We start from the raw sequence: 23,394 nt of genomic DNA, 5'->3' as shown, positions 1-23,394 counted from the left end.
TAAATTCAATACATAGCTTAAATGATTGATTTTAATATTTCATTCTCAGAAATTGGATAGATCACGAATGAATGACTTAACAACAAGATTTTTAAATAATTTTACCCAGTGGCATGAAGTAGGCCTGACTCTCATAAAAACAACAATAGCAATAGGAGTATTATGCTTAGTCGCTTATCTGCTCACCATTGGTTATATCCCTGCCGACATTAGCTTCGGTGATACGCTCTTTTTTTATTGATTTTTGTCGCCTGCTCGATTGTCTATGCAGGGTTAAGCATGCTGCTCTTTTTCATTGGTATTTCCTTAAGGCCTGTGGTGTACATGATCTTTATGGGGATTGATCAATATTTACCACCACATACAAGAATTGGAAAAAAACTGCCTTTTCCAAAGATTAGTATTATCACATTTGGTGGGTCTCTTTACCTTTTATACGCTATTCATGGTTTATTGGTGTTGCATTGGAAAATCAGTCTTTATGTAGTGATTACGGCCAGCTTTATCGCTTTGTTTTCTTATGCTTTTTATATTAATCGACTTAAGATCAAAGAATTTAACAACAAGTTCGAAAACTTAAAAGATATTATTGATGACCCTGATGCGAGTGAACATCTTAAAACATTTGCAAAAACTAAATTAAAGAGATTAGAAACACATATTAAAGACAGTATACAAATTGCCTGTTTTCTTATTCTGATTCCACTGGCACCTATGTTTTTTATTGGGGATATTGGTCAAGTATTTTTAAATTATACGATGCAAAAAACAGGTGTTAGTATAGAAAAAACGACACTGTATATTAAAGCGCCGTATGCCAATTTAATTGATCTACCTAAAACAACGACTTCAGCGCTCAGCCAAGACCAAACCTTTATATTTAAGGGTGTAAAAGTGCTATTTCAGGGAGTTGGTAAAAATACTTTGGTGTCTTACAAAGTGGGAAATATTGAAAAACAGATTGTTATTCCAAATGACTACATTATTGTAGAAAAAACTCGGAAATTGGATGATTAAGTTTAAATCTTAAAGTAGATATGGGATAGAAATATACCGTTGTTCCAAAATAGGTTCTCTATTTTTGAGGGGGTATAAATATTTAAGAGATAAATTTATACCCCCAACTACATCAAGCTTGCAATAGATCAAGTAGATTGTATGAGACGTAAAAAAAGCTTAAACCCTTTAGATTTAAGCTTTTTTAGACCTTATGAGATTCCATAAGAATTGAATTTGGCGAAAGAGGGAATCACATTATTAATTTAAATTATTGAAATAAAAATATATTAATATGGCATATTTTTATTTTTACCCCCAAATGTACCCCCAGTTGAGAATGGCGTATCTGGGTTTCTTAATTTGGGAAAGATTTTTTCTTAAATTAAGAGTAATTTTAAGTTTAACGGCTTATAAATCAATTACAAGGTGGTTTGATGATCATATGCCCCTTTATTTTTTGGTTAATTCAATAAAGGGATTTACCTTTTTCATCGCACATTTCCTTTAAAAATGCTTCATTTATGAGTTTTGATAAAAGTATTCCTTCAGTGGTGTTTTTGTGCTCTGCTAATTTTTTGAGCTCATTTCTAGCAACTTTAGTTAGGGGAATGTGGTAGGGCTGTTTCAAACCACCTTTATCTCTAAAAGTCTTTTGTTGCCAAGCCTTTTTAAGTTTATTAACTAGGTGGTAGTAGTTGAATTTTTCGCGATCATTATTGTATAAGATTTGATCAAAAACGCTCAATACATAGTCTCTTTTGCTTTGCGGTGTATCTAAAGGGAATCCTATAACATTGTAGGTGTTAAATTTGATATCTCTATTTGATTGAATGTATAAGCAAGCCCATTCAATAAAGTTATTGTCTTCTATATATGTATTCAAATTATTTTTTTCTTCTAGAATTTCAATAAATTTCTTTCTGATTTTTGTTAGTGTATCGATGTGTTCATCCAATTTCCATGGATGTGCCTTAATATAAATTAGATATAACAGAAAAGTATAAGGATCAGTGAAGGGTAAGTCATTGATACGATATTCTTTATCGTCTTTAAGAATGACATGTATAGCAAACCAATTAAGTCGTCTATTTTGTTGAAATACCTTTAAATGTTCTGATGGAAGGTATTTTGATTTATTTCTAATAAAACGTTCCCTGCAAAAATCTAATTGTTCCTGATCAAATTGTCGAATTTTATTGTTTAAGTAATCTTTCAGATTTTTTAGGTTTGATTGTGCGTTGATTATTTCTATTAATTGACTTGATCCAGATATTTTATTTAACCATAACTCCGTCATCCAGATATAACACTCATCATCGAATTGTTTGAGAAATGAATAAGATTTCTCAGGATCAGCACCAGTAACTTCTAAAGACATTTGTAATTTTTCCGTAGTAAATATAGTAGTGTTTTAAGTAGTAAATTTGACGTATTTTAAATGATTTAAATTGGGTTTTAAATGCAGTATTTGGCTAATATCAGGCTTTTACGATGTATTTGATACGGGTTTCATAAGCTTTTTTGATTGATGCTACTCGTCTTAGGGAGCTATATAAGTAAATTAAAAAAGAATCACATGAGGTTATCTGCTCATGAGCTGGCTTCAGGCAATTCTAAAAGTTCTTTTTAAAGGATGTATTTTTTATGGCATACCTCTTTTTCTTATGAACTCTTGCTTGATCGTGGGCTTTTAACTTAGATATAAAATTTATGGTTATAAGATTTGTATCGGCAGGAATGAGCGTAACTTTAGCCTGTGCTTAGGTTTAAAAAATGGAAGAAATCTTTGTATTTTTTTATCTGCTATAGAAGTAGAATTTTTTGATAGAAAACTCTGACTTAAGCGAGTATGTGAATCAATACTGTTAGGATATATATTTAATATCTATTATTTAAATAGCTTAGTAACCTTCATCATCCTCAAAATGATGAAGGTGTTTTTATTGAAAGAAGAATAACCAAACCAGAGCAAAGTTAAAAAATACAGATCCGTCACTCCTATGGAATTAACCATAGGATGATATCAATGAACGAAGCACAAACATTACTTGCTATAGAAAACTTGATGAAGTCAGTGATTCAAAGAACTTACTGCTGGCGAGACTTCAAATCTGATTATGCTGATCTGATGAATGAGGCTAGGGCGATCTATAGTTCATATAGAGATTATGCTCCAATGATCCAAGCTTACTTTGATTTATTACCTGAACGTATCAGATGCAGAGATGAAGATGTTTTCTGTAATAAGACCATATTTCAAGAATTCCAGTCTGAATTAAAAGATGCTCAGAAAGAGTTTACCCAAGGCTTTAAACGCAACAACCAACGTAACCAGCGTAATTTGGAACAGTACTTTGAAGATCTGCTAGGTCTGCATTGTAAGCTTTTACTGGTAAGAGTAGATTTACACTACTCCTCTGAAAACCATCCAAGTATGAAGCAGTTTAGTGAGGATGTTGAAAGGTTCTTAAGTCGGGTGCAGAACAAAGATACTCTGTTCAAAGATCAAGTCGGGTATGCCTATCGCCTTGAACAGGGAGGGAAGTCTAGAGGTTATCATTGTCATTTACTGATCATCTATAACGGTTCTGTTCGTTGTAAAGATAGTTATTTGGGACAGGCTATAGGTGAACTCTGGCAGAATGATATTACCCGTAGAGATGGACAGTTTTATAATTGTAATCAGAGTGAGCATAAGCATTCTCTTAAACGAGAGAAAAGATTGGGCATTGGTATGATTCGCAGAGAGGATCAGAGCAGTGTTAATAATGCACGGGCTGCTATTAGCTATTTAGCAAGACCTGAGAAGGATGATCAGTATTTAAGGGGCAAGTTGCCTAGAATGAGAGAGTTTTGTAAAGGGCAATTAAAGAAGGAGCAGCACAAGTATAAGAGCAGTCAATCCCAAGAAATCATAGATATACATCATCTACATGAACAGTGAATGTTGATTTAGACATTCTAAGGCTTATCAGTTGGTAAGCCTTTTTTCATTTAAAAGGTATATCTTATGAACATTACATGTCCTTATTGCTATTCTGAAAACATCAGCCGCGAAATATCTCAGTCAGAGAGTTCTAATCGTTTTTCTTCTATGGCAAGCGCAGGAATTGGGGCAAGTCTAGCTAAAAGCTTTCCTTCTCCATTTTCACCTCTGTTAGGTGGGCTTGCTGGTGCAGTGATTGGCGGGGTGATTGATAGTTTCATGCAGCAGCCAAAGCCACAACAGCCTGTGGCATTCTTTCATTGTCATAACTGTCAGCGTAATTTTCAGTAGTTATTGATATGTGAGGTAGGGGATATTGGATTTCTTTAAGCATTAAAGAATCCTTTGTCACTTCCCAAAATAAAATAAGGGAAAACGTTTTCCCTTATTTTTTTAGTCTGCTTGTTCTTCAGTCATTGTCAGTAGCTTACTTATGCTGAGTGTTTACCAAGCACAGACTTTGAAGTCACTACCGACCCAACAGGCCTTTTGTTTTTGAGAGCGTACCGCTTCACCCCACATTGAACCACCACCGCCTAAATTGGTTGCTTGGACCACTGCCTGATTTTCACCTTCAATGATCACCATCAGGCCTTCAACTTTTAATTTTTTAGTGATGTTGGGATGGCTGATATAAAAGCTGCCACCACCTTGAGGTTGAAAATTACATTTGCCTTTGTAACGGGTTTGACCACTTTCATCAATTTGACAGGTGGCTTCTTTTGCTTGAGCAAGTACAGGGAAGGTAGAGAGCAAGCCAAATGATAAGATGAGGCATAGGTTTAATTTTTTCATATTCAATTCCGTCGTCATTCAGTCTTTATTTTTTTAGCAATAATTAAAGCCAATGGGCTGTAATGGTGATCTGATCACTTAGATGCTGATCTTTAAGCATGAAGACACTGGCTCAACCATAACTAAAAAGTGAAGTGAGTTTTTATGCTTTATTTACAAGCGACTTTCTTAATGCTTTTAAAATCCATAATTGAAATCGTACCTTGATACTTTTCCAATTTGCTTTCGCCCGCAGTGATTAGGACGCAATCGCCTTTTTTAATGGTATTCAGGCTTTGGAATTGTTTGGTAGAGATACCAACCGTATAGATAGAAATATCGCCTTTACTTGAAGAGAAGTAAGCACCTTCTTCACTCCATTCCAGTTTGCTGGTGACTTTAGTGGTGATAGTCGCTGCATAAACACTTGATGTAGAAAAGAGTGCTGCAATAGCCAGTAGTTTGATTGCTTTCATTTTTAACCCCATGATCATTTTAATAATAAAGAAGAATTAGAGTGCTAATTGTTCAAAGATTATTGAGGGTTAAAGAGAAATGCTGATGAGACGTAGTGAGGCTGGGGAATGAAAAGTTATGGTAGTTCATGGTAAAGATTCCTATATGCAATAGAAGTTCTACCGAATCACTGCTAAATGATTATGGTGGCAGAACGAAAAGGGGTTAGCAGACTGGGCATATAGAACCAGCACGCGCGGACGCGTCCCCCTCCCGTTCTACCGCAAAGGGGGACGAGAAGGTTTCACATAGACGTTACCCTCAGAGAGAATAAGTCTGATGCGCTATATACAACGGTCTGCTAAAACCGACTGGCAATGTAGGCCAGCAAGAGAATCATAATCTGAGAGAAAGAGAAGGTCAATTCACTACCAATGGACTTGGCTAGAAATTTAGACAATGGATTCTAAATAATTTCAGATATATATCATCTACATGAAAGATTATTCAGATCTTCATTTCTGCGTTAAACACTATTTTCTACCTGCTGACCAAGCAGGTTTTTTTATGTCCAAAATTTGGGTTTAAGCGAATCGATCTTCAATTTTTAAAAGGAAACTATCATGGCACATCAACTTGAACAAATAGCCTATGTCGGAGAAACCCCTTGGCATGGCTTAGGAAATCAACTCACGCAAAACCAACCGATTGAAGTCTGGGCACAGCAGGCAGGCATGGACTGGCGCATCGAATCTTCAGATGTCAGCTATATGGCTAAAAATGATCGTGGACAAAGCATCATCATGCCCTATGAGGAACAGCGCGTACTGTATCGTTCTGACACCCATGCACCGTTGTCTGTGGTCAGCCAGCGTTATCAGGAAGTTCAACCGAAACAGATCTTGGAGTTTTATCGTGATCTGACCGAACAATCAGGCTTTGAACTGGAAACTGCGGATGTACTGAAAGGCGGTAAGAAATTCTGGGCATTAGCCAAAACTGGGCAGACTTCTGCTTTAAAAGGAAAGGATGTCAGTAATGGCTACATTCTCTTGGCAACTGCCTGTGACGGAAGCCTTGCGACCACAGCACAATTCACCAGTATCCGTGTGGTGTGTAATAACACTTTAGCGATTGCCTTAAAGGGACAAAACTCAAGTGCAGGTGTAGTCAAAGTGCCGCACAGCACCAAGTTCGATGCGCAGAAGATTAAACAGCAACTGGGTATTTCAGTGCGTGCATGGGATGAACACATGTATGAAATGAAACAACTCAGTCAGCGTAAAGTCACTCAGACTGAAGCAGCAGCTTATTTCGATGCCGTGTTTAACAACACTAGCCTAAGCAATGCGGAACAAGACGAGGGCATTATTCAGTTTTACCGTAATGTGGCATCACAAGCTAACCACTCAGCCACTAAAGCTGAAAACAAGACTGAACCGAATGGACGCGCCATGTCTAAAGTCATGAGCATGTTTAATGGACAGGGTCGTGGGGCAGAACTCAGTTCAGCTAAAGACACTGCATATGGTTTGCTCTGTTCAATCACAGAGTTTGCAGATCACGAACGTCGTGCCATGAGTCAGGATCATCGTCTTGATTCCGCATGGTTTGGTGCAGGCGCAGGGCTTAAGCAACGTGGACTTGAACAAGCACTACGCTTAGTTGTTTAAGTTTAGATTCAGATTCCAGATTTAACATGAGGAAATGAGATCAATATGATCCTGTAAAACCCTCTCAATCCAGACCCTCTTTGCCACATCTCCAGATGTGGCTTTTTTTATGCCCAAAATTTAACAATTACAGGAAATTATTTATGAACTCAGCACTGATTCAACCAAGTCATACCAAACCCATTATCCATGCCGACCGTCCAAAGCTGTTTACCGCAAAACGCTTCGTAGAGACTAAAAATATGACTCAAGCCGAATGGTTAGAAGTACGCAGACAAGGTATCGGTAGCAGTGACTGTGCTGCGGCTTGTGGACTCAATCCGTATATGTCGATGCTGGAGCTGTGGATGATCAAGACAGGACGGATTCAACAAAACATTGAAGATGACAGCGAAGGCCATGCACCCTTGTATTGGGGCAAGCAGTTAGAACCGCTTGTTGCTGAATACTACAGCATGCATACCAACTATAAAGTGCGTCGTGTCAATGCAGTACTACAACACCCTGATCCAGACAAACATTTCATGCTGGCTAATCTGGATTACTCCGTGGTTGGGGATGCCGATGTACAAATACTGGAGTGTAAAACCGCAGGAGAATATGGGGCCAAGCTATGGCGAGATGGTGTACCGCTCTATGTACTTTGCCAAGTGCAACATCAATTGGCAGTGACAGGCAAAAAGGCAGCACATATCTGTGTCTTACTCTGTGGACATGAAACCCGAATCTTTAAAGTCACTCGTTCTGAATCGGTGATCCAGCATATTGTGAATGCAGAGCGTTACTTCTGGGATTGTGTCGAGAAAGATACACCACCTGAAGCCGATGCCAGTGAATCGGCAGCTAAAGCTTTGCAGTTGCTTTATCCAGAACATGTACCCCTAAGCACAGTTGACCTTTCCGCAAATGAAGATGCCAATCAACAGTTTGAACAACTGATTCGAACACGCAACCAAGTTGAAAAGTATCAACAGCAATTTGACCTACTTAAACACCAGCTTCAAGCCAAAATGCAAGAGGCTGAACGAGCCACGTTTAAAACGGGTTCAGTGACGTGGAAGAAGTCGAAAGACTCAATTAGCCTTAATACTCAAGGATTACTTCTACAACAGCCTGAGCTGATCCAGCAGTATCCGCAGAAAAAGCAAGGTAGTCGTCGCTTCAACATTTATACCGACTAAGCCTATTTCAATCCACGTCATCCCATCTGCGCAAAAACCGCTCCCCGCCCTTTACTCCTAAGAGTAAAGGGCAATACGGTCGCGGCTTTTGGAGCTAGCTATATACATATTTATTGAAAGAGGTGATCTACCTACATAGAGGTGGGTGATCTGTAAAAAATAAAATAGAGGAAATTATCCATGATTAAAGGTTTAACCATTACACCGCCAATCTTAGGGCGTATCAGCATTGGTCGTGTTGTCGAAAAGAACGGAAAACGTGTCCCTGAAAAAGATGACCAATTTACTATAACTAGCCAAATCCAGAATAAGGACGGATGGGTGAAGCATCCTTTAGATGAACATCTTCGAGCCAAAGCACCCAATCAAAAACTCAGAACCATCCCAGTTCGTATGATCTTCAATGATCCCGAACTCAACTTACGTGCTGAGTACAGCTTATTTGATCGACAAACGGGACGACCTGTATGTGTCGGCAATGGTGAAACCTGCCAACGACTGACTAATCAAGGTGTAGAGCAACACCCATGCCCATCACCTGATCTATGTCCATTGGCACAAGGTGGTTTATGCAAGCCCTATGGTCGTCTGTATGTAAATTTGGATGAATCGGATGAGTTTGGCAGTTTTGTATTTAGGACCACAGGCTTTAACAGCATTCGTACTTTGTCAGCACGACTCCGTTATTACCACGCAGCATCGAATGGATTGTTGTCATGTTTGCCTTTGCAATTGACGCTTCGAGGTAAGTCCACTACACAAAGTTATCGCACACCTGTGTATTACGTGGACCTGACTTTACGCGAGGACATTCATTTACAAGAAGCGATTCAAACCGCTAAAGAAATTGATCAGAAAAGTAAGCTGTGTGGATTTAACCAACATGCCTTAGATCAGGCGGCTTTACAAGGTTATGGAAATTCGCAGTTTGAGGTGGATAGTGAGGATGGCATGAATGTCGTTGAGGAGTTTTATCAAGAGAAGGATGGTCGGTCAACAGAGGAGAATACAGCTTTTAATATCCAACAAGGTTTGCAGGGATCAGTAACGGCTTTGAATTGAATTAGGTAAAACCTTACGGGACTGCCGTATCTCATGAGCGAGTTGCTCAAAATCATGAGATAGGAGTAAATAAAATGAATGCATTCACAGGCCAGACTTTTCAGATGAATCAGATTATTAATATTAAAGACGTGATTCAATTCACAAGTATTAGTCGCGCAAAGATCTATGAAATGATCAACATTGATTCAAAGTACTATGATCCAAGTTTCCCAAAACCAATACGCTTAAGTGAGTCTCGTATCGGTTGGGTGGCTTTGGAGGTTCATCAATGGATTGAAGCTAAGATTCAAAGTCGTTAAACGTGGGAGCGAAGGCTCCCTTATTTTTTTGTTATTTAGTAGACTGCAACCAAGTATTTGCTAACAAACAAGCTATGAAAACAATGGATTATTATAATCAACATGTAGACAAATTTGTTGCGTCAACTTTTCATATAGAGATGGGAGAATTGTATCAGCCATTTATAAGATATTTGCCTGATGGTGGTCGTATTTTAGATATAGGCTGTGGTTCAGGTCGTGATAGTTTGGCTTTTAAAAAATTAGGCTACCAAGTCGAAGCGATTGATTATTCAGAGGAGATTGTTACAAAGGCGAGAGAACTCACAGGCATTAATGTGAGGAATCAAAGCTTTTATGAGTTGTCGGAGTTAAATCAGTATGATGGTGCTTGGGCATGTGCCTCACTTTTGCATTGTGAAAGAAAACGCTTGCCTGAGGTACTGGAAAAAATACTAAAAGCGTTAAAAGTTAATGGTATCTGCTATATGTCATTTAAATATGGTGCGGGAGACCGCTATAAGGATGGAAGACAATTTACAGATATGGATGAATCACAAGCACAGAGCTTATTAAAAAAATTTGATAATATTTTACTGTTACAACAATGGATTAATACTGATAAGCGTCCCGATCATAATGAAGATTGGCTTAATATCGTATTTCAAAAACAAAGTTGAATAAATAATGTCAGTATCTATACCTACACCACAGCAGCAACTCAAGTTTCTGAAACAGATACAGCAAATTTTACATTCAGGAAGTTTTTCTTCCACTTATAAATTTGCTTTATTGATGAGCCTTTCCCGCTTGACGGTTGAACAGGGTAGCGATACTGGAGAAAGCTTAACTTTAGACTATATGGATATTGCAGAAAAATTTATAGATTTATACTGGAAGCAGACTCTTCCGTTTCATTTTAATGAAAACGAGCCATTTCAACTAAAGCAAAATAATGGCAAACAAGCAGGAATTGTTAGCTTAATTTATGGTGCCCAACAAACTTATAAGTCGCTTGCTTTAGTTAGACGAGACCATACGTATTGGCTGCAATTAAAAAAGAAAGTCGCTGATATTGTAAAAAAGATGCCTGTAACATACCTGCAAAATTTGAAAGGCCAAAACGTTGAGTTTTTATATCGTTTAGAAGACTCTCAAAAACAGCTCGTACTTTTGCCAAATGTTATGTATTGCTTACGCCAGTTTAGTGAAATTATTGAAGAACTATGCCAGAAAAAATGGGTCGATTTTGTAAGATTAAATAAAGGTAATTTATTGGTTTTAGACGGTTTGCCGGATTTAGCAACATTCATGTTTGAACCAAGTCGTAATCAGCTTCGTCAAGTTGGAGAATTCCTAGTTGACCTACAAACATGTAGATGCTTTTACTGTCAAAAGCCAATTAAACACAATAAGTGGGCTGTAGATCATTTTATACCGTGGGCCATGTATCCAGCAGATACAGGACATAATTTTGTGCTTGCAGATGACAAGTGTAATTCAGCTAAAAGTGACTTCTTAGCGTCAAAAGAGTTTTTGTTGCGGTGGCAAGAAAGAAATAAGAACTTTGATTACCTGATTACAGAGCAGGTATCAAAGCTTGGATTTCTGACAGATATGGAAAGATCGCATAGTGTTGCGAGTTGGGCTTATGGGCAGGCAGAAGAGAATGGGTATTTATTGTGGACAAATAAGTCCTAAGCATTTACATAAATTTAGAGTATCTATCTATAAGTAGTTGATGGTCATGAAATTCTAAAAAGGGTTTAAGGGCTAAGTAAATTTCTTCTTTTAATTTGATATCTATCCATGAATCATCAAGATAGATACATTCACCCATGGCTCTGAAAATAAGTTCAATTTCATGATTATTCATTAAAAAGATCTCTTCTTCTACTCTACCTTTGAGTGCATTAAGAAGTTCCTCAAAATTTGAGAATTCTTCATTATAAAAATCAAGCTTTGAAGAGATATAAGAAAAATAGCCTTTTGCATTTTCGACCAAAGAAATCAGACAAAGATATAGTTGTGAAATCTCATTCGTAGTGAAATAGGCACGGCTACTTTTGGGGGAAATATAAAAAGCTTGCAAGATCTCGATTGTTTTTAATGCACCTAAACTTCGATAGTAATGATCTTTGAGTAACGCAAATTTACGAATATCCCTCATGAAACCAAAGTCCTTTAGCTCTTTTAAATTTCTGATTTTTCTTGAGTAACTAAAGTAGGAAAAAAAGTTCTTCTTTTTATCCCAATTAATAGCTTCAGGAATAAGTTTCTCAGTTATCCATTCAAAAGAAGTTTGACAAGACCACCATTGTTCTTCGGATACAGGGATTTTGCTAAGGGGCGGTTCCCATAACAAGGTGAGTTCATCTTTATCGTTGATATCTTCAATATTTTCTGCCCAAAACATACCGTGATAAACATCTTCTACAGGTTTATATTTTTCACCAGTATATAGTTGTATGAAATTTCGAGATGCTGAAAATATATGCCATTCAGTCTTTCCGTTATCTACATCATGAACGTTTGTAAACTTAATCATCAGGTCCCAAATTTGCTTGGGTAATGCACATAAAGCAACATATGTTCGACCATTCCATGAAATAAAAGGAAAATTATAAGCTTTCCATATGTCTTCAATTTTTTGTATTGCCCCGAGATATGCGATAGTAAGATTGTCCGCGACTTCGGTAATTTGTTGAACAACTTCGATTGGTAGATTAAAACGACAGTTTTGTAGGTCTATAACTTCAAATTGATTTGATGGGTTATCAATATAAAATGGTCTATAGCGAGAGAGGATAGGTTGTCCTGAGTTTCCTAAGAAATTTTCTAACATCCATTTGTTTTCTAGAACAACACTTACTCCATGAGCATCATGAGTTTTGACCGTAATAGTGGCAGAGCCGACATGGTTTTGTGTAGGTAGTAGAGCCGAAATCTCAATCCATTTCTTTTTTATTACCCAATTGCTATTTTCACAATATGTTTCGTCGAAGTCTGAATAATTTAGTGAAGAAAAATATAGAAATTCGTTAGCAGCCTCTCTGTTGTTTTCGGCTGGATCGATTAATGCTTTATGTAATGTTTCAATAAAGTGTGTTCTAAGCATCCATTCATTATAAAACTGGCTTTCTGAAGCCATGGGAAAGAATTTACTAACAATGTCTGGATAGGGTTGTGATTTTATAGTTAGTGTCACACCAGTCCATAATTCAGCCTCTATTCCTAAGGCATGTAGTTCTGAATGTATTTCATCCCATTTTTTTCGTGTATTCCTTGTTAATTGGTCTTGAGCAAGGACAATTACATATTTTTTTATCTTTGGAATTAAATCATTTTGTTTGAACTTTTTAAATGAGTTATCTAATTCTTGTACGGATAGATTTCCCCAGCATTTACATTCATATACAGCAAGATTTTGAGGGGATTTAGTAAGGTTGGCACATAGATCAAGCCCACCTTGATAGTGTCCATTTCCTTTAATACGATGAGCATTGATTAATTCTTTGTCTTTATGAAGTAGCCATTCGCAATATTGTTCAAATTGTTCACTTGTGAGTTGAGTAAAAGGTAAAGTCGTAGCATCAAATGGAATATAAGTTTTCATAATTTCATTTTTATCTAAATTATAGGGTGATTTAATTTAAGTTAGGCTTTCAAGCATTAGTATATTTTAAATAGAAAATATATTAATGGAATGATAGATATATAACACTTAATAATAGATTGTCATTCCGTACTAATATTCTTATTTTGGTGGGAATTAATGATATAGATTTCATTGACATCATCGTCATAAATGACGATAATTAAGAAATGAGATATCCAGGTGGTAAAGGCAAGTGCTATCAGCACATTATTAATTTAATGCCTATGCATGACACATACATAGAAACACATTTAGGTGGAGGTTCTGTCATGCGTAATAAAAGGCCTGCTCAACGTAATATTGGGATTGACATTGATTCTAAAGTGATCAATCTGTGGAAAGAGCAATTCTCTGAATTATGTGAATTGGTTCTAGATGATGCATTGTCTTTTCTGAAAAGTTACAATTTTAACGGTAATGAGCTGGTATATGTAGATCCCCCTTATTTCCCCGATACTCGCCGTAATACAAAAATATATACATACGAATATACTCAGGATGATCATAGAAGATTACTCTCTTTACTAAAAGGGCTTCCTTGTAATGTCATGATTTCTGGTTATGATCACCCTTTTTATAATGAGCAACTTGATGGGTGGAGAAAAGTAACTTTTTCTGCCAAAACACATGTAGATATTCGTGAGGAAAATATTTGGCTCAACTTTAAAGAACCAAGTGTTTTACATGATAGTAGATTTTATGGAAAAAACTTCAGAGAGCGCCAAACAATAAAGCGACGTCAAGAACGTCTCTATAAAAAGATCCAAAATATGGATCCTGTTGAAAGAAGTGAATTATTTCGTTGGATGAATACAGAATATCCAGATGAACTGGGAGAATTATCATGCAATTAGGTGTAATTTTTTTAGAAAAAACAAATATTAGTTTGGAATTTCCAGAACCTAATTGTGAGGTTATACCCGGAGTTAAGTGGGGAACTATAGAAACCTTTCTATCGCCAGCTTATTGGGCTTTTCAAGTTTATTCTCAACGTCTTACTGGATCTAAAATTAATTATAAACTTGGCACTACACTCAAAGAAGAAGTAGCCGCTTGTCTATTAGGAGGGCATGGAATTCCTGCTCAAGTTGGTATTGCTGCATATAATCATCTGAAGAATCAAGGAGTATTTTCTGAAATAAAATCATCTGAGCAAGAAATTTATAACTTACTATCTGAACTAATAGATTTGGATGGCAAAAGAATAAAATACCGATTTGCCAAGCAGAAGGCTAAATATTTAGCAAATGCTATGGATAAACTATCTCAAGATACGCCATCATTTAAGTCAGGTCAGGATTTGAGGAATTGGCTATTAAATGTATCGGGTATTGGATTCAAGACAGCTTCATGGGTAGCCAGGAATTGGTTGGATGCAGATGATGTTGCTATCCTTGATATTCATATTCTAAGAGCTGGAATTTTAGGGGGGTTTTTAAGTAAAAACCTAAGTGTCGAAAGAAATTATCTTGAATTAGAGGAAGAGTTTTTGTCTTTTAGTAGAGGGTTAGGTATAAAAGCCTCAGAATTAGATGCTGTTATTTGGTTAGAAATGATGTCTTCATCTTCAATTGTACATGAACTTATGAACTCCAGTTCAATTGATACTGATCTTAAGTTTAAGAAAAGAAAGGAACCTATTACTCAACTAGAGATGAGAATCTAATTTCAGTTAATTTTAATTGCATCTAAGACTGCCATTCCTACAGTAACTAATTGTTTTTTTTCATCAATTTCTGTTGGTAAGAGAGCTCCAATTGGGCAAAAATTGATATTTAAATAACTAGCTACTAATGCTAAGTTTCCTAATAGAACTCCAGCATCACGCCAAACTAAACTGGCTCCATCGGTATATTTTGATAAAGTTTTTTGTGGTTCCGCAATCAAGAGTATTAAACTGGCTGAATTACAATTTAATATTTTTTCACAGTCTCTTCTAACGTTTATAAAATATTTATTTTCCTTATTAACGGGCCAAAGGCTATGACAAAAAGGGTCATATCTCCACCAGATATCAGTATATGGTGAGTTTATAAGAATATGAATAGGGTGAATTGCACCAGCCGAAGGAACTGGCCTTAAAGTTATAGGAAAGCCCATAGTTGAATCAATACAATCTTTAACTCGATTAGTAAGCCAGAGAAGATGTGATAAATGATCAATTGAAACGAGTTTAAAAGATCTTTGTGACTTCCGTTCAAACATAACTTGTGTAAATGGAATTGGCGTAAAAATCTCAGGCTCATCTAACCTGATGGATTTATTACTAAGATCCCACTTATAAGGAATATACTTATCAACTTTCTGTTTAGGAACAGGATTACCCAAGTTTACCCAAGTCATAGCCTACTTGCTCGAATATCTCAAAATATTTATTACAGCCACGGCAATTACCACAGGTCACCTCAGATTTATGACAACTATGAGACCATGCTAACAATTCAGCAGGAATATTAGATAATTGAATAAGTTCTTTAGTCGATAGGTTGATAGCAGGAGCTTCTACAGTTATACGGCCCTCTTGCAGGAACATTAGCTGATTCATTGCATCAATAAATTCATGAGAGCCATCTGTATGGCCGTTATCAGTTTTAACTGTTCCGATTAAAATCTTGGAGATATTAAAAGGGAGCATCTTCATGCCAGCTAGAGTAATTAAGAGTTGATTTCTATAAGGCCACCAATCGGAAGCGGGTGCATGTTGACTCTCAATAGTACCAGCCATATCTCCTGAACCAATATTTCTACAATCAACAGTTAATATTTCGTGCGGAATATTCAAATATCTACATATGGATTGTGAAGCAGCTATCTCAGCTTTTGCTGCAAGCTGCCCGTAGTCTATTGTTAATGCATAATCTGGTCTTTTCCACCATGCTATTGCTGTAGAATCCATGCCACCAGAGAGTAATAATACAGATTTCATTAAGTGATTGCCGTCCAAAGAGTATGATAAATAGCGGTAACGTAATCCTTAATAATTTTGCAATCTGATCCTTCCATCATTTTAAGGTTTTCTTCACTTTCATTTTCTGCATAGACTACAACAGGTTTGTTAATTGCTCTAGCGTATCCAATCTCATAAATTGTGCCTGAGTCCATACCGTCAGCTATGGCGAATAAAAGATCACATTTATGTATGCCTTCAAGATCTTTATCTACCACATCTTCAGCATTACCTTTGCCTACATCATGATAGGGAGAAAAAACCTCTAGGCCAAGATCTTGTAAGTTTTTCCTCGCTTCCTCAATTAACCATAGTTGTGCAAGAGTAAAAAAGGGGCCAGCAAGATAAACCTTGGGTTTACAACCTTTTTTAAATTGTTCAGAAAGAATGATAGGAGAGGGTGAATATTTGTTTAAACGTTCTGGTGTAATAAATCCTTCCGTTTCACAATAATATGCAGTTGCTTTAGAAGCTTGTAGAGCTGCTTCATAAGCACTCTTTTTTTGTTCCATCCAAGCATATCCAAAATGGGCAACAAAATTATCTCCAGAACCTATTTTTGATACCTTGTTCGTACTAAAGGCTGGCACATGCTTGATCTCATCAAGCTTATGGTCGTAAACCAGACATCCATCAGGTCCTTTTTTTAATATAACTACCTCAGCTTGTTGAGATACAGCAATTTTCCTAAGTAACTCATTAGTATCATCAATCTGTAATAATGATTTTGCTTCATACTGATTAAGTAAAATCGCTAGGTGTTTAGCTTTAGATCCATTTGCATGGAAAAGTTCTACTGAGGCTACATTTTGAGGATCGTAAACAGCATATTCACTGTCTATGATAGCCGTACCTTCCAAGAATCCAAATCTAATAACGTTTTTTTCTTTAATTTCCAGTGGAGGATTATTAGTAGTTCTATTGTAAATTAAGGGCTTAGCAAGAGCATGAGTATAATGAAATTTAGTATTTACTGGAATATTAATAATACTTAATTCGAAGCCCTCCAGTTCAGCACGGGCTTGAATAACTTCTTGTATGTTTTTAGAGCAATACGTGGTTAACTTAACTTCTCCCTTCATAGCTGCAATTGCAGAAGCAGCTCTTCCTCCTGAACCAAAAATATTATATCTATAAGGATGCATACAATATTCTTCATATATTCCGCCTGTAATAGTTATCATAAGTGGCTCCTTTTTTAGTGTTTAATTGCTGTTATTTTAACTCGCACTTGTCCTTGATTGACTACTAATACTCTTCCTTGATATTTCGTGCCACTACGTAAGCATTCACGTAATTTTCCTATAACTGGGGCAGCAATACCGCCAGCAATATCATCCTCATAGAAAGCATATACAGTAGTGATATTATTTGATTCAAAGCCAATTCTTAAAATATCACCTTCTGTTAATTTTGAAACGATAGCTTCTTTGGGTGAGCTGAGTTGAACATTAATTGTTAAATCTTCACAAGATTGGAAATCTGGAATTGGCGTTCCGCCCCCACCACCTGAACCTGACATATTACGTTACCCTTTGATTTCTTGTATAAAAATTATTTAAATTTTAGTTTAATTATTTATTTCTTGTAAAGCAAGGTGTTAAATTTTCATAGTTTATAAAACGATGATTATAGACTCTATTTTTTTTAAAAATTTTGAGTATAACCAACTGGCTATAGTTTGGGATGGTTGTTAATTATTTTGAATTAAAGTAAGTCAAAAGTGGTTTTCTTTGGAAGGGTTTTATATATTCCAGAATTGTTTGACCATCTTAATGAGGAAAATCCGCTCATTATACGATGCCCAATCCATCTATTATCAATAATTTTTAAGGATGAGTTTGATGGGTTGACCAATAATAATGATCCCATAAATTTAAGCCATTCTTTATGGGTTAAAAGTTTAGACGAATAAGCATGAAATGAGTTACCTGTGCTATAAAATGTCATATCTGAAAGTATCTTGTAATCTATAAAATTTTTTAACCGATAATAAACCTCTCTATCTAACCTTGAGGTAGCAAAATCTATCATTGGAATATGGTATATTTTCCTACTTTTGGTTTTAACTAAAGAATGGAATGCAAGTTCTTGATCTTCTTTTAAACTTTTCAATATGGAGTTAACATAATCTATTGAAAAATTTTCACCTGATATAGTATTAATAATTCTATCATCAGATAAAGAATCGGGTAGATAAGTATATTTAGATAGTGAATATGTCGATTCACTATCTAAAAGACTGTTAATGAAAAAATAAGGGTGATCTGTATTAATCATTGAATTCTGATGCCTTCTAATAACTGATACATTTCTAAGGCAAAATCATCGGTCATTCCTGAAATATAATCGACGATTAAGTGTGCTCTATAAATGATTTCATTTGATGGGTCTGCTTCCACTGATAGAATATATTTCTTAATATGATTCTTTGGCAAGCGTCTTAATAGACGCAATTCAAAGTCGAGCCCTAACTTTTTAGGGGAGAGCATGCTTTTTTCAGGGTATTTAAGTAAACAATTGAATTTATCTTCAGATAAGCACATCAAAATTTCGCAGTGATTTAAAAGGCCTTGTATAATATTTCGCCCTGCGAGTTCAATTTTTTCAGCTGACTCATGGCAGTAGATATTTTTCTTAGCATAATCGAATACTTCATCTAGAATTTTATGGATGTCTGTATTTTTCTCTATAAGCTCTATATTATCTGTCCCATCTAATAATGAGCTTAAATTTGAACAAAATTTTGTGGCAGCTTCTTTTGCGGCAGTATTTATAATACACGTTTTAAACTTTAAAAAATTAAGTTGTTCATGACTTAATTTGTCTACGTTAAATATTGAGCTGGCATCAATTTCTTTATTTCTGTTAAAGAACTCAATGAAATGACTAATAATTTGTTTCTCTGTGACAATCTGTTTCTCAATAGCATCTTCTAGATCACTCATCGAATAGGCAATAAAATCAGCTGTATCCATAATATTTTTAAGTGGGAAGTGTTTTCCTTCCGGCCAATTGATTTTTTTACAGGCTTCTTGATAGCTTGGATAGCAAAGCTTAAAAATTCCAATTTTTTCATTATTTTGTATTTTATCAATGGTATATGGGTACTTAACTGTTGATAAAAGTAAAGAGCACGTTAAGTTTAAACCGAATTCATCATTTCCACTTAATAATCTTATTAAGCGGAAACCTTGAGGATTACCATCAAATTTATGAAGATCTAGGTTATTAATATTGCTAGATAACTCTTTAAACATGCATTGGCCTAGGTTATTTTTATAATTATCAATTTGTTTTTTAAACCATTGCCTAATTGCAGCTTCACCTAAATGTCCAAATGGAGGGTTGCCAATATCATGTAACAAGCAAGCTGTTTCAACTGTATTTACAAAAGATGTCATCTTTTCAAAGTCTAAGCCTTCTACTTTATATTCCTTCTGGATTTTATAAAGAATTTCTTGGGCAATATAGCAACCGATATGAGCAACTTCAATAGAATGTGTTAGTCTGCTCCTGACAGATGCATTTGCTTCTAAAGGGAATACTTGAGCTTTTTGTTGTAGTCGGCGAAAAGCTGGTGAATTGATGACGCGTCCTTTATCACTTTCTGTTGCTTCTAAAAGAGTTTCAGAGACTTTAGATGTTTTTCTTAGACGTACTGGCTGAATAAAAGATAATAATTTATTTATATTTTCAGATATGTTTTCCATCAAATTTTACTTTAGTAATGAATATTATTTACGCACTTTAGCAGAGAATCAGCTTCTTAACAAAAAGAAACATGAAGCTTATTAGAGATGTAATAGAAAAGCACGTTATCAAATCTTTATTCGCAATAAGTTTCTAACACATTAATTAAAATATTATTTTTGAGTTATACGGGTATTTGAATTGTAATAAAGTCATACTTTCCCCCTCAAATTATCAATAAAATCAGCCCACTCCTGCATCATTTTTGTTCTGTATTCTAGATGCTGCGCATGGTTATACGCTTGAGATACAGCGTTACCAACTGTGTGCGCTAACTGTATTTCAATTGCATCATGCATATAGCCTTGCTCATGTAGGGTTGTAGATGCGAGTCCACGAAATCCATGCCCCGTCATTTTACCTGTGTAGCCCATCGTTCGAATGGCACTTAACAGAGCATTATTACTTAGTGGTTTTGCAGAACTGTGATTATAAAAAACAAATTGCTTGTTACCTGTGAGAGGCTGTAAGCCTTTAATGAGTTCAATAGCTTGTCTTGATAAAGGAACAATATGAGGTAGAGCCATTTTCATCTTATATGCAGGAATTCTCCATAACTGATTATCAAAATCAATCTCATTCCATTCCATGTTAATGAGCTCTGCAGTTCTTACGAAAGTGAGTGTCATGAACTGTAAAGCTGTCTTAACAAGGATATTGCCGTGATAACGATCCATACGCTCTAAGAAAGGTGGGAACTCAGAAATATCTAAGCGAGCCATATGTTTTACTTTACGAGGCTTGAGTGCTTCTTGAAGGTGAGGGGTAGGGTCATTTTCAATCAGGTCCTTACGAATGGCATAACGGAAGATACGCCCAGCTAAAGGAATAGAGCGCTTTGCCATCTCTTGAGCACCACGAGCTTCAATTTGTTTAGCACAAGCAAGGACATCTTTACCTTTAATCTGATCAATAGGCATATGTCCTAATGCTGGGAAAAGATCTTTTTCAAATACAGATAAGTCACGTAAATATGTGCCTTCTTTAATGACGGGCTTACGATCTTCCATCCATTCCATAGCAAGTGCTTTGAAAAGAATACTTTCATCGGCTTGTTGTTTTTTCTGCTTTTTTTCTTCATTGGGATTAATCCCATCTTTAAGCTTTAATCGAGCTTCATCTCTAGTACGGCGTGCCTGTGCAAGTGAGGTTTCAGGATATGTACCAATACTGAAAATATTTTCTTTGCCATGAAATCGAAATTTCATCCGCCAATACATACCACCTGAAGGTGTGACTTCTAAGTACATACCTTTCTCATCAGAATATCGTGTTTTCTTTTCTAATGGTTTGATCTTTCTTATTTTTACATCTGTAAGCATGACAGCATGTCCTAGAGTGTATTTGGGGGTATAAAAATAGGGGTATAAATACTTACCCCCATTTATACCCCCAATATATACAGGATTTCAATAGATGCTGTTAGATATGATTGGACATAAAAAAGGCTTAAACCGTTACAGTTTAAGCCTTTTTAGATCTTATGGGACTGCATAAGAATTAAATTTGGCGGTGAAAGAGGGATTCGAACCCTCGAAACGCTATAAACGTTTACACACTTTCCAGGCGTGCTCCTTCAGCCACTCGGACACTTCACCATGGCGGAGGATAATATCGAAAAACATAGCCATCGACAAGGTGAAACAATTGAATTCGAGCAAAAGTTTTAGCTCAATGATATGATTCGCAAAAATAGTGTCGATAATTGAAGACAAGCTTATGCAAAGTTCTGCAAAAAAAGCCGCATTGCCTGCGATTACCTTGGCAGCATTAGGGGTTGTGTTTGGGGATATCGGAACCAGTCCACTCTACGCACTTAAAGAATCTTTTCATGCTGCGCATGGATTAGTGATTAACCCCGAGAATGTTTTGGGTATTTTGTCGATTATCTTTTGGACAATGACATTGGTCATTACCATCAAATATGTCGCAATTGTCATGCGTGCAGATAACAATGGTGAGGGCGGCATTATGGCTTTGCTTGCCCTGAATTTACGCAATACCAATTTTAGTGATCGCAAAAAATTATTATTGATTGCCATTGGCTTTATTGGTGCCTCGCTGTTTTTTGGTGATGGCATTATTACCCCTGCCATTTCAGTGTTGTCCGCAGTCGAAGGCTTGTCCATCGCAACCGATGCACTAGATCCTTATATTGTGCCCATTGCCATTAGTATCGTGACCGCTTTGTTTGTGATGCAAAAATATGGCACAGCTTTTGTTGGTAAGTTTTTTGGCCCACTCACCTTATTATGGTTTTTTGCCCTTGGACTATTAGGTATCTCTAGCATTATTCAAACCCCTTTGGTTTTGGGGATGCTGAGTCCGCATTGGGCCATCCACTTTATTATTACTAACCCGATGATGGCATTTTTTATCATGGGTGCGGTGGTGTTAACCGTAACAGGTGGTGAAGCTTTATATGCCGATATGGGGCATTTCGGACCTGTTCCAATTCGTTTGGCATGGTTTGTGGTGGTTTTACCTTGTTTATTGCTTAACTATGCAGGGCAAGGCGCATTATTACTGCGTGATCCGAATGCCATTGAAAATCCATTTTATTTATTGGTGCCAGAATGGGCGCTGTACCCAATGATTTTCTTGGCAACCATGGCTGCGGTTATTGCCTCTCAAGCGGTGATTTCAGGGGTGTTTTCCTTGGCACGCCAAGCCATTCAATTGGGGTATCTGCCACGTTTAAGCATTAAGCACACTTCAGATTCGGAACAAGGGCAGATTTATGTACCTTTACTGAACTGGATTTTGCTCGCAGCGATTATTGTTTTAATTCTCATCTTCCAAACCAGTTCGCGTTTATCCCATGCTTACGGTTTGGCTGTGACCATGACCATGTTCTGCGATACCTTATTGATCGCAGTGTTTATTCGATATACATGGAAATGGAGTAAGCCAAAACTAGCATTACTGATTACACCATTTCTATTGCTGGATTTGGTTCTAGTGAGCGCCACTTCGCTCAAAGTTCTGTCCGGTGGTTGGGTGCCGTTATTGATTGGCGGGATTGCATTTCTGCTCTTAATGACGTGGAAAGATGGTCGTGAACTGACTTTTTCCAAGTTACAACAAGATACGCTTCCGCTCGATTTATTTGTGCAGAGTATTGGTGAGCAGGCAAACTGGGTCGAAGGTGAGGCGGTCTTCCTAACAGGGACCCCAACTGTTGTGCCACATGCCATGTTACACAACATGAAGCACAATAAGGTCTTACATCAAAAGAACATCATTCTGACCGTAAAAATTCAGGATGTGCCTTATGTTGCAGACCAAGATCGATTCCATGTGGAAACCATGAATCAGCATTTTTATCGCGTAGAATTGTTCTACGGCTTTAAAGATGAAATGAATATTCCAATGGCATTGGAAGCGGTCTATCAAGCGATAGAACTCGAATACAATTTAATGCAAATCAGCTTCTTTGTTTCGCGTGAACGTATTATTAGTACTGTCGGGGATGGCTTGGCGCCGTGGCGTGAAAAGTTGTTTATTTCAATGCAGCGCAACACCAGCCCAGTCAGCGACTTTTACCAAATTCCACCGAATCGTGTGGTGGAGTTGGGCAGTCAAATTGAAATCTGATCATTTCATGCTTTCATCAGTCTAAGC

Annotated in this window: 22 protein-coding genes, 1 tRNA gene and 1 pseudogene; 12 read left to right on the top strand and 12 right to left on the bottom strand. The window is 36.7% G+C overall.

The annotated features are described in order from the left end of the window. Positions 1-67: 67 nt before the first annotated feature. A pseudogene (locus tag E0H87_RS13870) lies at positions 68-1,017 on the top strand (hypothetical protein). 448 nt (positions 1,018-1,465) lie between these two features. Here E0H87_RS13870 and E0H87_RS13865 read toward each other — a convergent pair. Then, positions 1,466-2,377 carry a hypothetical protein gene (locus E0H87_RS13865; RefSeq protein ID WP_131324123.1) on the bottom strand — a complete coding sequence of 304 codons (912 nt, stop codon included), beginning with the start codon at positions 2,375-2,377 and terminating at the stop codon, positions 1,466-1,468. A gap of 648 nt (positions 2,378-3,025) precedes the next feature. Here E0H87_RS13865 and E0H87_RS13860 point away from each other — a divergent pair. Both E0H87_RS13860 and E0H87_RS13855 read left to right on the top strand, forming a co-directional pair. Continuing rightward, positions 3,026-3,943: an inovirus-type Gp2 protein gene (locus E0H87_RS13860; protein ID WP_131324122.1), complete on the top strand. Its 918-nt coding sequence runs from the start codon at positions 3,026-3,028 to the stop codon at positions 3,941-3,943. Positions 3,944-4,009: 66 nt separating this feature from the next. Then, positions 4,010-4,276 (top strand): hypothetical protein, encoded by a 267-nt coding sequence (locus E0H87_RS13855; RefSeq protein ID WP_131324121.1) that lies wholly within the window; start codon positions 4,010-4,012, stop codon positions 4,274-4,276. A 153-nt stretch (positions 4,277-4,429) separates the two neighbouring features. Here the strand turns inward: E0H87_RS13855 and E0H87_RS13850 are convergent, their stop codons facing one another. Next, on the bottom strand, positions 4,430-4,780 hold the full coding sequence (locus E0H87_RS13850) for a hypothetical protein (RefSeq protein WP_131324120.1): 351 nt from the start codon (positions 4,778-4,780) through the stop codon (positions 4,430-4,432). A gap of 149 nt (positions 4,781-4,929) precedes the next feature. Beyond that, entirely contained in the window at positions 4,930-5,235 is a 306-nt protein-coding gene (locus E0H87_RS13845; protein ID WP_131324119.1) for a hypothetical protein, read from the bottom strand. A gap of 603 nt (positions 5,236-5,838) precedes the next feature. Between E0H87_RS13845 and E0H87_RS13840 the strand changes: the two genes are divergently transcribed. From E0H87_RS13840 to E0H87_RS13815, 6 genes are all read left to right on the top strand, one after another. Next, positions 5,839-6,888: a DUF932 domain-containing protein gene (locus E0H87_RS13840; protein ID WP_131324118.1), complete on the top strand. Its 1,050-nt coding sequence runs from the start codon at positions 5,839-5,841 to the stop codon at positions 6,886-6,888. A gap of 143 nt (positions 6,889-7,031) precedes the next feature. Next, the gene (locus E0H87_RS13835) at positions 7,032-8,069 is read left to right on the top strand and encodes a YqaJ viral recombinase family protein (RefSeq protein ID WP_131324117.1); all 1,038 of its coding nucleotides are present in this window, start codon (positions 7,032-7,034) and stop codon (positions 8,067-8,069) included. A 180-nt stretch (positions 8,070-8,249) separates the two neighbouring features. Continuing rightward, positions 8,250-9,131 (top strand): hydrolase or metal-binding protein, encoded by an 882-nt coding sequence (locus E0H87_RS13830; RefSeq protein WP_131324116.1) that lies wholly within the window; start codon positions 8,250-8,252, stop codon positions 9,129-9,131. Positions 9,132-9,205: 74 nt separating this feature from the next. Beyond that, positions 9,206-9,433, top strand: coding sequence for a helix-turn-helix transcriptional regulator (locus E0H87_RS13825; protein WP_131324115.1), 228 nt, complete (start codon positions 9,206-9,208; stop codon positions 9,431-9,433). A 74-nt stretch (positions 9,434-9,507) separates the two neighbouring features. Beyond that, the gene (locus E0H87_RS13820; RefSeq protein WP_131324114.1) at positions 9,508-10,092 is read left to right on the top strand and encodes a class I SAM-dependent methyltransferase; all 585 of its coding nucleotides are present in this window, start codon (positions 9,508-9,510) and stop codon (positions 10,090-10,092) included. Positions 10,093-10,099: 7 nt separating this feature from the next. Beyond that, positions 10,100-11,113, top strand: coding sequence for an HNH endonuclease signature motif containing protein (locus tag E0H87_RS13815; protein WP_131324113.1), 1,014 nt, complete (start codon positions 10,100-10,102; stop codon positions 11,111-11,113). A 4-nt stretch (positions 11,114-11,117) separates the two neighbouring features. Here the strand turns inward: E0H87_RS13815 and E0H87_RS13810 are convergent, their stop codons facing one another. Continuing rightward, entirely contained in the window at positions 11,118-13,028 is a 1,911-nt protein-coding gene (locus E0H87_RS13810) for a hypothetical protein (protein ID WP_131324112.1), read from the bottom strand. 209 nt (positions 13,029-13,237) lie between these two features. On the opposite strand from E0H87_RS13810, the gene E0H87_RS13805 reads away from it, so the two are divergent. Both E0H87_RS13805 and E0H87_RS13800 read left to right on the top strand, forming a co-directional pair. Further along, positions 13,238-13,924, top strand: a complete 687-nt coding sequence (locus E0H87_RS13805; protein WP_131324111.1) for a DNA adenine methylase — start codon at positions 13,238-13,240, stop codon at positions 13,922-13,924. Beyond that, complete coding sequence (locus tag E0H87_RS13800) at positions 13,915-14,736, top strand: 8-oxoguanine DNA glycosylase (protein WP_131324110.1); 822 nt, start codon at positions 13,915-13,917, stop codon at positions 14,734-14,736. The genes E0H87_RS13805 and E0H87_RS13800 overlap by 10 nt, the downstream gene beginning before the upstream one ends. Before the next feature lie 2 nt (positions 14,737-14,738). Here the strand turns inward: E0H87_RS13800 and E0H87_RS13795 are convergent, their stop codons facing one another. The 8 genes from E0H87_RS13795 to E0H87_RS13760 form a co-directional block, all read right to left on the bottom strand. Next, a complete protein-coding gene (locus E0H87_RS13795) occupies positions 14,739-15,413 on the bottom strand; it encodes a nitroreductase family protein (protein WP_131324109.1) in 675 nt (224 codons plus the stop codon). Then, positions 15,391-15,996, bottom strand: coding sequence for a 7-cyano-7-deazaguanine synthase (locus E0H87_RS13790; RefSeq protein ID WP_131324108.1), 606 nt, complete (start codon positions 15,994-15,996; stop codon positions 15,391-15,393). The genes E0H87_RS13795 and E0H87_RS13790 overlap by 23 nt, the downstream gene beginning before the upstream one ends. Next, the gene (locus tag E0H87_RS13785) at positions 15,996-17,201 is read right to left on the bottom strand and encodes a PfkB family carbohydrate kinase (protein ID WP_131324107.1); all 1,206 of its coding nucleotides are present in this window, start codon (positions 17,199-17,201) and stop codon (positions 15,996-15,998) included. Before E0H87_RS13785 ends, E0H87_RS13790 begins: the two co-directional genes overlap by 1 nt. A 14-nt stretch (positions 17,202-17,215) precedes the next feature. Then, positions 17,216-17,539 carry a hypothetical protein gene (locus E0H87_RS13780; protein WP_131324106.1) on the bottom strand — a complete coding sequence of 108 codons (324 nt, stop codon included), beginning with the start codon at positions 17,537-17,539 and terminating at the stop codon, positions 17,216-17,218. A 185-nt stretch (positions 17,540-17,724) separates the two neighbouring features. After that, on the bottom strand, positions 17,725-18,297 hold the full coding sequence (locus tag E0H87_RS13775) for a hypothetical protein (RefSeq protein WP_131324105.1): 573 nt from the start codon (positions 18,295-18,297) through the stop codon (positions 17,725-17,727). Continuing rightward, entirely contained in the window at positions 18,294-19,730 is a 1,437-nt protein-coding gene (dgt, locus tag E0H87_RS13770; RefSeq protein ID WP_131324104.1) for a dGTPase, read from the bottom strand. The genes E0H87_RS13775 and dgt overlap by 4 nt, the downstream gene beginning before the upstream one ends. Before the next feature lie 192 nt (positions 19,731-19,922). Then, positions 19,923-21,092, bottom strand: a complete 1,170-nt coding sequence (locus E0H87_RS13765; RefSeq protein ID WP_131324103.1) for a tyrosine-type recombinase/integrase — start codon at positions 21,090-21,092, stop codon at positions 19,923-19,925. 185 nt (positions 21,093-21,277) lie between these two features. Next, positions 21,278-21,368 (bottom strand) — tRNA-Ser (locus E0H87_RS13760). A 121-nt stretch (positions 21,369-21,489) separates the two neighbouring features. Between E0H87_RS13760 and E0H87_RS13755 the strand changes: the two genes are divergently transcribed. Next, positions 21,490-23,367 (top strand): potassium transporter Kup, encoded by a 1,878-nt coding sequence (locus E0H87_RS13755; RefSeq protein WP_131324102.1) that lies wholly within the window; start codon positions 21,490-21,492, stop codon positions 23,365-23,367. The last annotated feature ends 27 nt before the right edge of the window (positions 23,368-23,394 follow it).

Source organism: Acinetobacter sp. ANC 4178 (assembly GCF_004331175.1).
Taxonomy (GTDB): Bacteria; Pseudomonadota; Gammaproteobacteria; order Pseudomonadales; family Moraxellaceae; genus Acinetobacter.
This window is presented reverse-complemented; position numbering and strand designations above follow the sequence as displayed.

What these genes read in the sequence shown, in the direction of transcription:
- E0H87_RS13865 (WP_131324123.1), bottom strand. Translation starts at nt 2,377, where the DNA reads ATGTCTTTAGAAGTTACTGGTGCTGATCCTGAGAAATCTTATTCATTT.
- E0H87_RS13860 (WP_131324122.1), top strand. Translation starts at nt 3,026, where the DNA reads ATGAACGAAGCACAAACATTACTTGCTATAGAAAACTTGATGAAGTCA.
- E0H87_RS13855 (WP_131324121.1), top strand. Translation starts at nt 4,010, where the DNA reads ATGAACATTACATGTCCTTATTGCTATTCTGAAAACATCAGCCGCGAA.
- E0H87_RS13850 (WP_131324120.1), bottom strand. Translation starts at nt 4,780, where the DNA reads ATGAAAAAATTAAACCTATGCCTCATCTTATCATTTGGCTTGCTCTCT.
- E0H87_RS13845 (WP_131324119.1), bottom strand. Translation starts at nt 5,235, where the DNA reads ATGAAAGCAATCAAACTACTGGCTATTGCAGCACTCTTTTCTACATCA.
- E0H87_RS13840 (WP_131324118.1), top strand. Translation starts at nt 5,839, where the DNA reads ATGGCACATCAACTTGAACAAATAGCCTATGTCGGAGAAACCCCTTGG.
- E0H87_RS13835 (WP_131324117.1), top strand. Translation starts at nt 7,032, where the DNA reads ATGAACTCAGCACTGATTCAACCAAGTCATACCAAACCCATTATCCAT.
- E0H87_RS13830 (WP_131324116.1), top strand. Translation starts at nt 8,250, where the DNA reads ATGATTAAAGGTTTAACCATTACACCGCCAATCTTAGGGCGTATCAGC.
- E0H87_RS13825 (WP_131324115.1), top strand. Translation starts at nt 9,206, where the DNA reads ATGAATGCATTCACAGGCCAGACTTTTCAGATGAATCAGATTATTAAT.
- E0H87_RS13820 (WP_131324114.1), top strand. Translation starts at nt 9,508, where the DNA reads ATGAAAACAATGGATTATTATAATCAACATGTAGACAAATTTGTTGCG.
- E0H87_RS13815 (WP_131324113.1), top strand. Translation starts at nt 10,100, where the DNA reads ATGTCAGTATCTATACCTACACCACAGCAGCAACTCAAGTTTCTGAAA.
- E0H87_RS13810 (WP_131324112.1), bottom strand. Translation starts at nt 13,028, where the DNA reads ATGAAAACTTATATTCCATTTGATGCTACGACTTTACCTTTTACTCAA.
- E0H87_RS13805 (WP_131324111.1), top strand. Translation starts at nt 13,238, where the DNA reads ATGAGATATCCAGGTGGTAAAGGCAAGTGCTATCAGCACATTATTAAT.
- E0H87_RS13800 (WP_131324110.1), top strand. Translation starts at nt 13,915, where the DNA reads ATGCAATTAGGTGTAATTTTTTTAGAAAAAACAAATATTAGTTTGGAA.
- E0H87_RS13795 (WP_131324109.1), bottom strand. Translation starts at nt 15,413, where the DNA reads ATGACTTGGGTAAACTTGGGTAATCCTGTTCCTAAACAGAAAGTTGAT.
- E0H87_RS13790 (WP_131324108.1), bottom strand. Translation starts at nt 15,996, where the DNA reads ATGAAATCTGTATTATTACTCTCTGGTGGCATGGATTCTACAGCAATA.
- E0H87_RS13785 (WP_131324107.1), bottom strand. Translation starts at nt 17,201, where the DNA reads ATGATAACTATTACAGGCGGAATATATGAAGAATATTGTATGCATCCT.
- E0H87_RS13780 (WP_131324106.1), bottom strand. Translation starts at nt 17,539, where the DNA reads ATGTCAGGTTCAGGTGGTGGGGGCGGAACGCCAATTCCAGATTTCCAA.
- E0H87_RS13775 (WP_131324105.1), bottom strand. Translation starts at nt 18,297, where the DNA reads ATGATTAATACAGATCACCCTTATTTTTTCATTAACAGTCTTTTAGAT.
- dgt (WP_131324104.1), bottom strand. Translation starts at nt 19,730, where the DNA reads ATGGAAAACATATCTGAAAATATAAATAAATTATTATCTTTTATTCAG.
- E0H87_RS13765 (WP_131324103.1), bottom strand. Translation starts at nt 21,092, where the DNA reads ATGCTTACAGATGTAAAAATAAGAAAGATCAAACCATTAGAAAAGAAA.
- E0H87_RS13755 (WP_131324102.1), top strand. Translation starts at nt 21,490, where the DNA reads ATGCAAAGTTCTGCAAAAAAAGCCGCATTGCCTGCGATTACCTTGGCA.